A 12,998-nucleotide genomic window follows, 5' to 3' on the forward strand; every position below is an offset into this window, starting at 1 on the left:
TATTTCTTTAGACTATTAAAATTAGAAACCTGATATGGAAAGCGTACAAATTACTTGCATGATTGTTGACGATGAGCCTATGGCTGTTAACCTAGTTGAGAGCTATGTAGAGAAAACTCCGTATTTAACGTTGAAAAAGAAATGCAATAGCGCTATAGAAGCCATGCAGTTTTTAAATACTGAACAAGTAGACCTTTTATTTCTAGATATTCAGATGCCAGATTTAACCGGACTGGAATTTTCTAAAATGCTTCCAAAACATTCGCGAGTCATTTTTACGACCGCTTTTGACCAATATGCATTAGAAGGTTTTAAAGTTGAGGCTTTAGATTATCTACTTAAACCTTTTGATTATGCCGAGTTCTTAACCGCTGCTAATAAAGCCTTAGAGTGGTTCTCTTTGGTAAAAGGAAATACACATTCCTCTACGGTATCCGACGAAAAAGAATTTCTTTTTGTAAAATCAGAATACAAGCAATTGCGAATTAAACTTGCCGATGTTCTTTATTTTGAAGGATTAAAAGACTACATCAAAATTTGGTTAAAAGATAATCCTAAGCCTATTCTAACATTAATGAGTCTTAAAAGTTTAGAAGAAGAATTACCTAGTTCAAATTTTATGCGAGTACATAGATCATTCATTGTATCCTTAAAATATGTTGAAGTAGTTGAACGTAGTCAAATCATAATCAATAAACAACGCATCACCGTTTCTGAGCAATACAAGTCACGGTTTTTAGATTATATAAACGATAATTCATTGAATTCTTAGTATTTCATAATAGAAGTAGATTACAACAAGTAGATTTAAATAATCATACTTATTTTTCAGTACATTTAAATTTGATTTTTAAACCTGTTTGAAAATGAATTTACATTCCACATTTATCAAAGTCTTTTTTGTCTTTACATTAATTTTATCAATTTCTTGTGGAAGTAAAAAAGTCAGTAATAACTCAGATTCTGCAATTAATCTAGATGATACCAGAACTGAAACAAAATGGGTGTCTATTTTTAATGGTAAGGATTTAACCGGATGGACCATTAAAATTCCTGGGCATAACTTAGGTGAAAATTTTGGCAATACTTTAAGGGTAGAAGATGGTATTCTAAAAATTAGGTATGATGAATACGGACCGGAATTTAATGACCGTTTTGGTACGGTATATTTTGACAAATATCTTAGCAATTATAGATTGAAAGTTGTGTATAGATTTGTTGGAGAAACGGCACCAGGTGCACCAACTTGGGGATATCGTGATAGCGGAATTCAATTTCATGGACAACCTCCGGCAACACAAAAAATAGATCAGGCTTTTCCTGTTTGTTTGGAATATAATTTTCATGGTGGTAATGGCACTGATGAACGCCCATTAGGAGCTGCTTGCACCAACGGAATGTTTATAGAACATAGTGGTGTACAGAATAAGACGACTTGTATTGCTGCCGATGTCTCCAAAACATTTCATGGCGATCAGTGGGTTACCGCTGAGATTGATATTAAAGATGGTGTAATTACACACTATGTTAATGGTGAAGAAATTTTAAGATATTCCAATCCAACTTATAATACCGAAAACGCTACTGCCAAAATGTTAATGACCGATGAGGATACAAAAGTAAAAGGTGGCTTTATCTCTTTACAGTCAAACAGCCACCCTATTGATTTTCGTACTATTGAACTTATGGAATATTAATTCGATAGATTCAAAATACATAAATTACAATGTTACTTTTTCTCCGGTTTTTGCCGCTAAAAAAATAGCATCTATAATTTTCATATCCTTAACACCCTCTTCGCCGTCAACCGGTACTATTGGGTGTACACCATCAAAAATTAATGCGGCCATACCATCCATCTGTAACGTTTGATGGGTAACGTGAGGTTGGGCCAAGGGCTCTTTATGCGTTCTTCCTTCTATAGGGCCATAACCTGTTGACGGCTGCATTTCTACAAATCCTTTAGAACCAGTCATATAAAATCGGTCTAAATTGTTCATGCTGTACGTAGAAAGGCAATTGGCCACAGCACCGCTAGAGAATCCCATTTGAAATTGTATAGTTTCGTCGATACCTTCCTTGAATTTTACCGGATCTGTCTTAGTTTCTTGTGCTGTTACCCAAGTAGGCTCTTCGCCCAACATATATCGAGCGCCATTGATAGAATAGATACCAATATCCATCATAGCACCACCACCTGAAAGTTTTTTATTTAAACGCCATTGTGTTGGGTCGCCTATTGTAAACCCAGATTGTCCTTGAAAAAATTTAGTATCACCGAAAACTCCGTCTTTACGCATTTGAATAACTGCAACGGTTTTAGGTTCAAAATGCATTCTATAACCAATCAATAATTTCACATTTGCGGCTTTACAGGCATCAACCATTTGTTGACCTTCTTCTGCATTTACACCCATTGGCTTTTCAGAAATTACATGTTTACCAGCTTTAGCAACCCTAAATGTCTGTTCCTTGTGCAATCCATTAGGAGTTATAATATAGACTGCATCAATATCCGGATTGTTTTTTATTGCATCGAAATTTTCATAGTTATAGCAGTTCTTATCTGGAATGCTATATTTCGATTGCCATTTTTTAATCTTGGAAGGTGTTCCACTAATGACACCAACTAATTTTGCTCGTTTGCAAGATTGCATTGCTTCTGCTACACGCGTACCGTAACTACCTAAACCCATTATCGCCACTTTTAATATTGGGCCATCATACGGTTCAGAGCCAGCTGCAAATAAGTTAACCGGACTATATAATAGGGGTATTGCAACCGAAGTTACTGATAGTTTTTCCAAAAATTTTCTTCTCGAAGTCATAGTTAATTATGTTTGGTTGAATTTTTCTTATCTAAATATAAGAAATCTAAATACGTAATGTTCGCAATGACCATAACTTAGTTAACGGATTGGTTTAGGTTTTATATTACTAAAAGTGATAAAAATAGGATGGATACGATTATTTAAAATAGAACCGTATAGGTAATTTTGATATAAAATTAAATACATGAGCAGGGGATTTGTAAAAGAAGAAGATCAAGAAGAAATACCAATGGTGCCACCTAGAGCTGATTTACCTGTAGGGATAATCAATTATGTTACACCACTAGGCTTGTACCAATTATTGGAAGAAAAAAAGGCATTAAATATTAATAAAGACCTGATATCACAAGAAAACGAAAAGGAACGTCGTATTGCTGTTAATCTTATCAACGCTAAATTGCAATTATTAAATGAAAGAATTTCTATAGCCAAGGTTGTGAACTTAAAGGAGCAACCTGAAAATGAAATTCGTTTTGGGGCAAAAATATCTTTATTAATCGGAGATTCTAAGAATATACAAGAATATCAAATTGTGGGAGTAGATGAAGCTAATATTTCAAAACAAAAGATATCATTTCTATCACCAATAGCCAAAGTTTTAATTTCAAAAAGAGTAGGGGATACAGTTGTATTAAATCTTGGCAAGGAAGAACGGGTATTTAAAATTAAAGAAATTAAGTATCCTTAGTAACCTATAATCTAAACAGTTTGTCACTTATGTCTTTTTAAATTAGACATGTTTTTTTAGGGGTAACCAACCTTCAATATTTAAATTATCTTTTTAAGAATTTTCTTGGAAGGAAGCGTAAAATAAAATGTAGTTCCTTTATTTAAAGTACTTTCTACCCAAATTTGACCTCCGTTCTTTTCTACCATTTCCTGACAAATAGATAAACCTAACCCAGTTCCTTTTTCATTATTTGTACCGTAGGTAGACTTGTAATTGTTCTCTTTGAAAATATTATTTGTTGTCTGCGAATCCATTCCTATTCCATCATCTACTATGGATATTTGTACTTTACTATCTTTCTCTATAGCCGAGATTGTAATGTTTCCTTTAGCATTTGTGAATTTTATAGAATTACTAAGTAAGTTTCTTAAGACAATATTAATATGACTATTATCACTATAGCTAATCGTTTCTTCATTAAGTTTATTGGTAATGGTTATTCCTTTTTTAATGGCTAAAGGCCTTAATAATCTAATATTTTCCTGAACTAAAACTTGAATATTTATATTTTTTGGATTATGTGTTATACCGCTAATTTGTGTTTGTCCCCATACCAGAAGATTATCTAGCATATCGGTGATAGAACGTAAATCTTCTAAGGCTACAGGTAAGAATTGGTCAGATTGTTCTTTTGACATTTGACCGTCTACATATAGTTCCATTATCCCATAAAAAGAATTAATGGGACCTCTTAAATCATGTGCTATAAGGGAAAAGAGTTTATCCTTGGTATTATTACTTTCATTTAATTCTAACTCTCTTTGTTTTAATACTTGTTGGTTCTTTTGTAAAGAAGTATTGAATTTCCCTTGAATTTTATAGTCCCTATAAATCAAAATAAGAAATACAATAAGCACGAATAACCCGCATAAAGCGATAAAGGTAAATGTTTGTTGATTTGCTATTTCTTTATTTTTTTTCTCAAGTAGGAGATTCTTTTGAACCTCATATTCTTGATGGCTTCTTAACATCGACATACTTTTCTTGAAGTTTTCCGAATCAACTTCAGCAATCAGTTTTAGATAATCGTCTTGATATTCTAAGGCAATCTTATAATCTCCATTAACTCTATTAATAGAAGAAAGTGTTCTGGTAGTTTTTTTTAGTACTTCAGAAAAATTGATAGGGAGTGCTTCTTTATGAGCTCTTAATGCATAATGTTCGGCAGAATCTATTTGACCTAAACCTAAATATGCGTCTGCCAAACCACTATACGTATTTAATGTACCTGTAAAATAGTTTAGATTCTCGCATATTTTATTACTTTCCAAATACCATTTTAAGGCATTCTCATAATTCTTTTGTTCTAAAGCTATTATTCCTTTCACCTCATAGCAAAATGATAACCAATCCAAACTTTCTTCTTCAGTAAAAATTGGTATGGCAATACTCAAGGCATCATAAGCTTCATTAAAATTATGCATATTGGCATATACTGATGCCATTGTACTTAATGTACTTGCTATTAGAAATTTATCCCCAATTTCCTTATTGATTGTGTAAGCTTTCTTATGAAAAATTAAAGAAGTTTCGTAATCATTAAGTTTGTTATATATAACGCCAATGTTATCATATAAAAAACCTAAAAATTTAGGTTCATTTATGACCTTACCTAATTCAATACCTTCTAAATAAAACCTAAGTGCACCGTTATAATCACCTGTTTCAGAAAGAATGTTACCATAATTATTGAGAACATATCCTTCAAGTTTCTTAAAATCATTGTCTTTAGAAAGCGCAATAGCTTTATTATAGTAATACTTATAATTTTCCTTATCAGCCATTCTAGCGTAATAGTCACCTAAACGCAAATAAGCAAACCCTTCTCCTTTTATATAATTTGTTTTCAGACTTAATGCTAAACCTTCATTAACCAAGAGCAGAGTACTATCTTTATTTGTATAAAGTAGATTATTAGACAATTCTATTAATAAATCAATGTATACAGGGCTTTCAGGATTAAAATCTTGTTTTGACTTTAGTTCCTTTATTTTGGCTAAGTTCTTTTTTTCTGATTGTGCAGATAAATTTAAAGAGCAGATAAGACTCATGAAAAATACTATCAGAGCCAGAAGAGTACTACCGGTACTAAATTTATTTCTCATTTTACAAATTAGGAATTAAAATCTAAATATATAATCTACTTATGACACATCACTATTTATGTTGTAAAACATCATAAATTGTATGTATTTTCTTACTTATATGATAATTAGCTATTAACAAGACTTTATAATATACGTTAATATTTATACTGGTTAGTTAGCTATATTTTTATGATAGGGGATAGAAACGATTAAGACTAAGTTTAATAAACTTAGTCTTAAGAAAGAATCAAGTTCTTTTCTAAATACAATTTCATAGCGATATTTATTTCTTGTTGATTCGCTAATGGTCTTTTGTTAAATGGAGTTTGTGGCATATAAGGGTAAGGACCAAATTCCGGAGTTATTGTAATATCGTCCATGACTTTTTGTTCATTGATTATAGCTTGCCACCAAACTAGATATTGATTTACATAGTTTTTCCATTCTGGCGCAAAAGGATGATTTACCTGTGGTGTCTGTTCAAAACCTACTCGTGCATGAATATGTTTAATATGCGGAATAATCTTATTAAGAATATGTTCTTGATCTTGTAACATGCTTTCTGAAACAACACACCAATGCGATAAGTCACCCACCAATTTCAATTGTGGAAATTTTTCTAAATAGGTTAGGGTAGTGGCAGAATGAAAAGTAAATCGGCCCCTATGAATTTCATGGTAAACTGGAATGTTATGTATTTCAGAAAAAGTTTCTATGGCATCTATGATTTTGCAGTTATCGTCAAATGAGTAGTGGTCTTTCCCTGTATGGGAATTGATAAAGTCTGGGGCAAATGGCAACATGCACTCCAATCGTTTAATCACATTGGAAGTATAATTAGAAACGGATTCTTGCTTTATCTCTAAAACTTGTTGAAGTACACAAACAAAATTTGGGTCACTTTTTCTGGTCGTATTTAAGACTTCTAAAAATTGTTGTTCAAAAGCTTTGTCTTCTGGAACATTAATTTCAACACCTTGAAAACCTTGGTCTTTAGCAAGTAATAGAAACTCGCTAGGTGATAAATGTTCACTACCCCAAAAAGGATATAAATAGTTGACATTCTTCATTTAGTACAATACAGGGTTCAAGGGTGAATTAATCGTTTCTCCAATTTGTGCACCTGGGCACCAGGTGTCCCAATCGTTCTGTTGACCATCATTACTAGGCTCTTTCAATTTCATGTCCTTGTCCATATAAATTACGGTCATTACTTTACGTATTTCATCTGTCGTATTAGCACCAGCACGGTGAAAAACCCAACCAGAATGGAAACTGATCTCACCAATATCAAAGGACTCTATAACATGTTCAAAACCGGTTACTTTCAATCTTTTCTGTATTTCTTTTTCGCTTTCATCACTTATAGAAAGGTCTCTACCGTCCATAATTTCATGACTTCCGGCACTAAACTCTAATGGTCCCATGCTTAATGGTGTTTCTTGTAAAGGAATCCAAGCTGTAACAGTTTTATCTGTTTGTAATGGCCAATAATACTGATCAGCATGCCAAGGAGTAATACCGCCACCCGCTTCTTTAAATAAGGCTTGATCATGGTACAGTCGCACACCTTCAACTTGCATAAGTTCTGCGGCTATTTGTGCCAATCTTTTTGAGAATATAAATGGTTTTATAGCTTCGTCTTCTTTCCATAAATTGAATAACTGTACAAAGGCTTTACCATAAGTATCCCGCTTATCTAACGGTTTTGGTTCTGCATTTAATTCATTTACTTTTTGGGAAATTATACTATTGTAATGTGAAAGTGTCTCGGAATCCAATACATCCTTTAATTTTATAAAACGGTTTTTGTAGTAAAAATTAATTTGCTCTTTTGTAAGAGTATAAGGATTACTAAGTATGTCTTGTTTTTTCATAACTCCAAATTTGTTCTATAAAATTAGTTAGAACAATAGTCATAAAGTTTTTCAATTTTAACCAAAACCATGCATATCTAAACATAAATGATTAAATTTTAACTTATTCATTGTTTATATAAGTTATATGAAGCTTGTAGTTGAAAAAATTGGATTGCAAAAAACTAAAAAATCATTTCACTTTTTTAAACTTGAAGTCGACTATTTTAAACCCTTTTGGCATTACCATCCTGAATTAGAACTTACCTTGATTATAAAAGGCAGTGGTACCCGTTTTGTTGGGAATAGTATATTGCCTTTTGCAGAAAAGGATTTAGTGCTTTTGGGAGCAAATTTGCCACATAATTATACTTCTCTTATTCATAGCGAGGAAAATAAACATGAAGCTATTGTTCTTCAATTTCCTTCAGATATTTTCAATACATTCTCGGAATGTGAAATGTTACATACGTTATACAAAGAAGCAGATAAAGGGATTCAGTTTATTAAACCGGATGAAAAAATATTTCAATTATTGCGTGATTTTGAAACATTACCGAAAGCAGAACAACTGGCGAGTTTACTTCAAATAGTTCATCGATTATATCAGGATAACCATAGGAAATATCTTTCATCTTCGACGTTTCATCATCAAATTACAACTGCTAAATCTCAGGGAAAGATAAAAACTATAACCACCTTCATCCTTGAAAATTTAGATAAAAAACTTACCGTAAAAGAAATGGCTAATAAAACGAATATGGTAGAACAATCTTTTTGCAGATGGTTTAAAAATGCCGTGGGACATTCATTTATTACATTTTTAAACTTATCAAGAATAGAAAAGGCCTGTATGTATTTATCAACTACAGATAAACAAATACAGGCCATTGCTTTTGATTGTGGTTTTGAAAGCCTATCTCATTTTAACCGAACCTTTAAAAAATTAAAAGGGAAGAGTCCCAGAGATTTTAGGACTTAAACTTCTGCCTCAGTTTCCGCTTCAATTGGTTCTTCTTCAATAACTTCTGAAACTGCAGGTACTGAATCTTTCAATATATTGAATTTTTCTACGCGTTTCATATCATCTTCTTCACCAGAAAAATATGGAAATACATCCATAATTGGAGATTCTGATATGGCAGGTACAGTATATTCACCCATAGTATCTTTCATTATACTGATGGTATTGTCATAGGCTTCTTTGACATCATTTGCCTGAATCAATAAATACATGTTTGTCTTACGTTCTTTTCCGCTTTCTTCATCAAAAGCGATTAAAGATACTCTAGATTTAAACCAACGGTCCGAATTTTCAAAAGGGTGAATTTCGGCAAAATTAGCGACCTTAATATTGGTAATCTTAATTTCTTCACTATCGCTTAAATAGGCAGACATTTCTTCTGTAATTCTACTTTCTGCTTCGGTATATGAAATTGCATCAACCAAAAAAGGTTCGGTTTTTACCTTTTGCATTCCTGAAGCTTCATCAAGCTTTCTATATTTTACTTTACACTCGTACCACGTTGCACTCATTTTTCACATTGTTTTAGGGGTGTCAAATATAAGTTTTAGCTATTGTTGGTACAGGTAAAATTGAGAATAGATATTCACAAATTATTTAGTGATAATATAATTACCTACAAATAAGACACTTATATAAAACTCAAAAGATTGCAGATAAAGACTCTGCAAAGAATAAAAAATTTCTTAGAAAATTAGTTAAAACAATTCTTGCTTTACATGTTCATAATACGAATCGCTTACCGGTATAATAACATCAGAAAGAAGTAAATCTCTACCTTTTAACCCTGTTACGCTACTCTTATTAATGATATAAGACCTATGCACTCTCATGAACATAGAACTTGGTAACTCTTGCTCTAAAACTTTTAAGCGTTGATTGCTAATTATCTTCTTATCACTTAAATGGAACGTGACATACTCACTATCACTAACTACATAAAGAATATCTTCATATTTTACCTTATGCAAATCATAGCCTGATTTTATAGTTATAGCATTGGATTTTTCGAGCGTTTTATTCGATTTCACTTTATTTACCGCAGTAACAAAACGTTCGAACGTAATTGGTTTTAACAGATAATCTACAGCATTTAGTTCATAGCCTTCTAAAGCATATTGTGAGTAAGCTGTGGTGAAAATTATCTTGGTGTTGGAATCTACCATTTTTGCAAAATCCGTCCCCTTTATCTCGGGCATTTGAATATCCAGAAACAAAACATCTACATCATATTCTTTCATTAATTGTAAAGCCACTAACGGATTCTCAGCCTCACCTACCAAATTCAAAAAATCTAACTTTTCTATATAAGATATTAGTAGAGCACGTGCCAATTCTTCGTCATCTACGACTATACAATTTATACTATTCATGCAGTTGTAGTTTTAAATTTACTTTAAATGCCTGCGAAGTTTCGTTTATAACCAATTCATGTCGGTTTGGATATAGAATTGCCAAACGTTTCTTTACATTTTCTATCCCGATGCCACCAACATCATCCTTTACGATCTTAAATTCAGGTTTACTATTCTCTAATTCAAAATCAATACTATTTTCGGTAGCATTAATTTTCAGATTAATAAATGTGCCAGTTACTTTTTCAATATTACTATGCTTTAAGGCATTTTCCAAAAAAGGAATCAATAACATGGGTACAATCTGTATGTTCTGATTTTCTATAGAAAATGTAGTCGTTATAGGATATGTTTTACTGCTTTTAAGAGAAAATAATTTTATATAATTTTCAATATAATCTATCTCTTTATACAGCGGTACAATCTCTTGCTCACACTCGTATAAAACATACCTAAGCATATCTGACAAGTAACTGATACTCTTTTGAGTTTTACCGGAATCAATAGCAGATAGTGCATATATATTGTTTAGCGCATTGAATAAAAAATGTGGATTAATCTGCGATTTCAATAGCTTCAACTCTGTTTGTAAAGCTTCATTTTTATTGATGACTATTTCCTCTTCTTTTCGCTGAGCAAGTAGAAATATTTCTACAAGCGTAGCTATCACATAGGCTATGGCAATCAATAATAGATTAATAAAAAAACGTGATGGCGGTCTACGGTTAACATCTAACGGTGGTCCATCTTCAAATCTGGGTCCTTGTCCAGGTCCTGGTCCAAATCTAGGTCCTGGTACCTGTCCTACATTATCCAGACTTAGAATCTGATCCGGAACAACATTGGTTAAAATTAGGGTGACCACAAAAACCGTAATTATAGAGACTATAGTAAATGCTATATATTTTTTCTTAAGTAATAATTGAGGAACCGTATAGTAGATTAATATGGCAATTACTAAAATCTGAAATACGAGCGCCATTCCGTTTTCCGCTGCAAATTGAATATCACTGCCACTAAAAATCCAAGCAGTTGACCAAATCAGTAACCATAGCGCTACGTGAAATATAAAATTCTTATGTCTGTTCATGTTGCAAATAAAAGGAATAATAATTCAAACAAACCCCGTAAACAAGGCTATAAACAGGTGATACTAAAGAGTTCGCTGTTTATAATATGGCATTCACTTAAAAGTAAACGGCAAACACTTAATGCGCTCATATTACATTGAAGTTTCTCACATCTTTGTTCTCGAATATTAATTATTAAAATTAAAACATATGAAACGTATTACATTAAAAACTGGATTATTATTTGCCATGTTGGTTGCTTTTGGAACCGTTACCGCAAATGCACAGTCTAAAGGAGATAGAAAAGAACCGCCAACATTTACTGAACTATTAAAAAAAATGGATAAAGATGAAGACGGTCAACTTTCTAAAGAAGAAGTAAAAGGACCTTTAAAAGATGATTTTGATAAGATTGATGCGAATGAAGATGGTTTTCTTTCTAAGGAAGAATTAGATAATGCTCCTAAACCAAAAGGAAGGTCTAGAAACTAATTCACATTAATCCTTAAAATTTTACACATGAGTTATAAAGATATCAAGTCTGTTTTTCCGATTGAAAAAATTTTATTTTTCTTATTTATTTCTGTTTTTATTGCTTGTAGCGATGATGACACGATAACAAGTACTGACGATGATGAAGAAATTGTAGAAGAGGAAGAAGTTAGTACAACTGTTGACGATACCGATTTTGAAGCTACAGATTGGACCACGGCAACACACAGTAAAGATGCCGACCCAGATTTTGAAGAGGTATTTGAAGATAATGCGGTAAAACGCCTTGATATCGTTATAACCGAAGATCGTTGGGATAGTATGTTAGATAGCATGACATCTCTTTATGGTTCTTTTGGCGGATCTAGCCAAGGTGGTGGAGGCGGACCAGTTAGCACCACATCAACTGATGAAGATCCAATATTTGTTCCAGCAGAAGTATTCTATGAAGGCATAGAATGGTATAGAGTAGGTGTTCGATTTAAGGGAAACTCTAGCTTACAATCTACTTGGCAAGCAGGGAATTTAAAACTTTCCTTTAAACTAGATTTTGATGAGTATGAAGATGATTATCCCCAAATAGACAATCAACGTTTTTATGGATTTAAGAAGTTAAGTCTTAAAAATAACTTTGACGATAAATCAATGCTACGTGAAAAAGTAGCTGCAGATGTATTTCGAAATGCTGGTTTAGCAGTTTCAAACACTGCTTTTTATACGGTTTATGTTGACCATGGAGATGGTCCTATTTATTTCGGATTGTACACACTTGTTGAAGAAGTTGATGATACCGTAATCGATGAACAATTTTCTGACGATGATGGAAATTTGTATAAGCCAGATGGTGATGCCGCAACTTTTGCTTCGAGTACTTATGATGAAGACGAATATGTTAAAAAGACGAATGAAGATGATGCCGATTTTTCTGATGTAGAAAGTCTTTTAAATATTTTACATGACGCATCAAGAACAACAGACGCTGTAGCATGGAGAACAAATTTAGATGCTACACTTGATACAGATGTATTCTTGAAATACTTGGCAACCAATACTATTATTCAAAATTGGGATACTTATGGTAGAATGTCCCATAACTACTTTCTATATAACAACCCTGATAACAGCAAATTAACCTGGATACCTTGGGACAATAACGAAGCTTTACAATATGGTAAACAACAAGGTTCTGCAGAGTTAGATTTCTCAAACGTAACAGCATCTCAATGGCCATTAATATCATACTTATATAGTGATGATGTTTATCAAGCTAAGTACGATGCGTATGTTCAAGAAGTTATTGAAGGTCCTTTTAACGAAGCAACGGTACAAGCATTGTATGCTAGTTATTCTGCACTAGTAGAACCTTATGCAACTTCTGAAATTGAAGGATATACATTTTTAAATTCTAGTGCAGATTTTCAAAATGCAGTAAATGAACTAAATGCACATGCCACAAGTAGAACTGCGGCAGTAAATAGTTACTTAAATAGATAATAATTGTTGTTGAAGTTAGCTCAAAGCTTCGTGAGAAATCATGGAGCTTTATTTTAAAT

13 protein-coding genes are annotated in these 12,998 nt (G+C 32.6%); 6 read left to right on the top strand and 7 right to left on the bottom strand.

Going from position 1 to position 12,998, the window contains the following annotated elements; translation table 11 throughout:
- The first annotated feature begins 34 nt into the window (after positions 1-34).
- Together AAC084_RS03430 and AAC084_RS03435 are read left to right on the top strand one after the other, a co-directional pair.
- Positions 35-772, top strand: coding sequence for a LytTR family DNA-binding domain-containing protein (locus AAC084_RS03430; protein WP_339836960.1), 738 nt, complete (start codon positions 35-37; stop codon positions 770-772).
- 94 nt (positions 773-866) lie between these two features.
- Positions 867-1,697: a DUF1080 domain-containing protein gene (locus AAC084_RS03435; protein ID WP_339836962.1), complete on the top strand. Its 831-nt coding sequence runs from the start codon at positions 867-869 to the stop codon at positions 1,695-1,697.
- Positions 1,698-1,721: 24 nt separating this feature from the next.
- Here AAC084_RS03435 and AAC084_RS03440 read toward each other — a convergent pair whose 3' ends face one another.
- Positions 1,722-2,828: a Gfo/Idh/MocA family oxidoreductase gene (locus AAC084_RS03440; protein ID WP_339836965.1), complete on the bottom strand. Its 1,107-nt coding sequence runs from the start codon at positions 2,826-2,828 to the stop codon at positions 1,722-1,724.
- Positions 2,829-3,015: 187 nt separating this feature from the next.
- On the opposite strand from AAC084_RS03440, the gene AAC084_RS03445 reads away from it, so the two are divergent.
- Entirely contained in the window at positions 3,016-3,519 is a 504-nt protein-coding gene (locus AAC084_RS03445; protein WP_339836967.1) for a GreA/GreB family elongation factor, read from the top strand.
- An 80-nt stretch (positions 3,520-3,599) separates the two neighbouring features.
- Here AAC084_RS03445 and AAC084_RS03450 read toward each other — a convergent pair whose 3' ends face one another.
- The 3 genes from AAC084_RS03450 to AAC084_RS03460 form a co-directional block, all read right to left on the bottom strand.
- On the bottom strand, positions 3,600-5,666 hold the full coding sequence (locus AAC084_RS03450) for an ATP-binding protein (RefSeq protein ID WP_339836969.1): 2,067 nt from the start codon (positions 5,664-5,666) through the stop codon (positions 3,600-3,602).
- Between the two features lie 218 nt (positions 5,667-5,884).
- On the bottom strand, positions 5,885-6,718 hold the full coding sequence (locus AAC084_RS03455; protein ID WP_339836972.1) for a sugar phosphate isomerase/epimerase: 834 nt from the start codon (positions 6,716-6,718) through the stop codon (positions 5,885-5,887).
- Complete coding sequence (locus tag AAC084_RS03460; protein WP_339836974.1) at positions 6,719-7,525, bottom strand: phytanoyl-CoA dioxygenase family protein; 807 nt, start codon at positions 7,523-7,525, stop codon at positions 6,719-6,721. It abuts the gene before it with no gap.
- Between the two features lie 127 nt (positions 7,526-7,652).
- Here AAC084_RS03460 and AAC084_RS03465 point away from each other — a divergent pair, with 127 nt between their 5' ends.
- Positions 7,653-8,486, top strand: coding sequence for an AraC family transcriptional regulator (locus tag AAC084_RS03465; RefSeq protein ID WP_339836976.1), 834 nt, complete (start codon positions 7,653-7,655; stop codon positions 8,484-8,486).
- On the opposite strand, the gene AAC084_RS03470 is transcribed toward AAC084_RS03465, so the two are convergent.
- The 3 genes from AAC084_RS03470 to AAC084_RS03480 form a co-directional block, all read right to left on the bottom strand.
- Positions 8,483-9,040, bottom strand: coding sequence for a DUF4494 domain-containing protein (locus tag AAC084_RS03470; protein ID WP_339836979.1), 558 nt, complete (start codon positions 9,038-9,040; stop codon positions 8,483-8,485). The two genes, AAC084_RS03465 and AAC084_RS03470, sit on opposite strands and share 4 nt — an antisense overlap.
- Before the next feature lie 186 nt (positions 9,041-9,226).
- Positions 9,227-9,901, bottom strand: coding sequence for a LytTR family DNA-binding domain-containing protein (locus AAC084_RS03475; RefSeq protein ID WP_339836981.1), 675 nt, complete (start codon positions 9,899-9,901; stop codon positions 9,227-9,229).
- Positions 9,894-10,973, bottom strand: coding sequence for a histidine kinase (locus tag AAC084_RS03480; protein WP_339836983.1), 1,080 nt, complete (start codon positions 10,971-10,973; stop codon positions 9,894-9,896). The genes AAC084_RS03475 and AAC084_RS03480 overlap by 8 nt, the downstream gene beginning before the upstream one ends.
- Positions 10,974-11,163: 190 nt before the next feature.
- Between AAC084_RS03480 and AAC084_RS03485 the strand changes: the two genes are divergently transcribed.
- Together AAC084_RS03485 and AAC084_RS03490 are read left to right on the top strand one after the other, a co-directional pair.
- Positions 11,164-11,445: an EF-hand domain-containing protein gene (locus tag AAC084_RS03485; RefSeq protein WP_339836985.1), complete on the top strand. Its 282-nt coding sequence runs from the start codon at positions 11,164-11,166 to the stop codon at positions 11,443-11,445.
- Between the two features lie 27 nt (positions 11,446-11,472).
- Positions 11,473-12,939: a CotH kinase family protein gene (locus AAC084_RS03490; protein ID WP_339836988.1), complete on the top strand. Its 1,467-nt coding sequence runs from the start codon at positions 11,473-11,475 to the stop codon at positions 12,937-12,939.
- The last annotated feature ends 59 nt before the right edge of the window (positions 12,940-12,998 follow it).

The sequence above is a fragment of the uncultured Maribacter sp. genome, from assembly GCF_963977385.1.
Lineage (GTDB): Bacteria > Bacteroidota > Bacteroidia > Flavobacteriales > Flavobacteriaceae > Maribacter.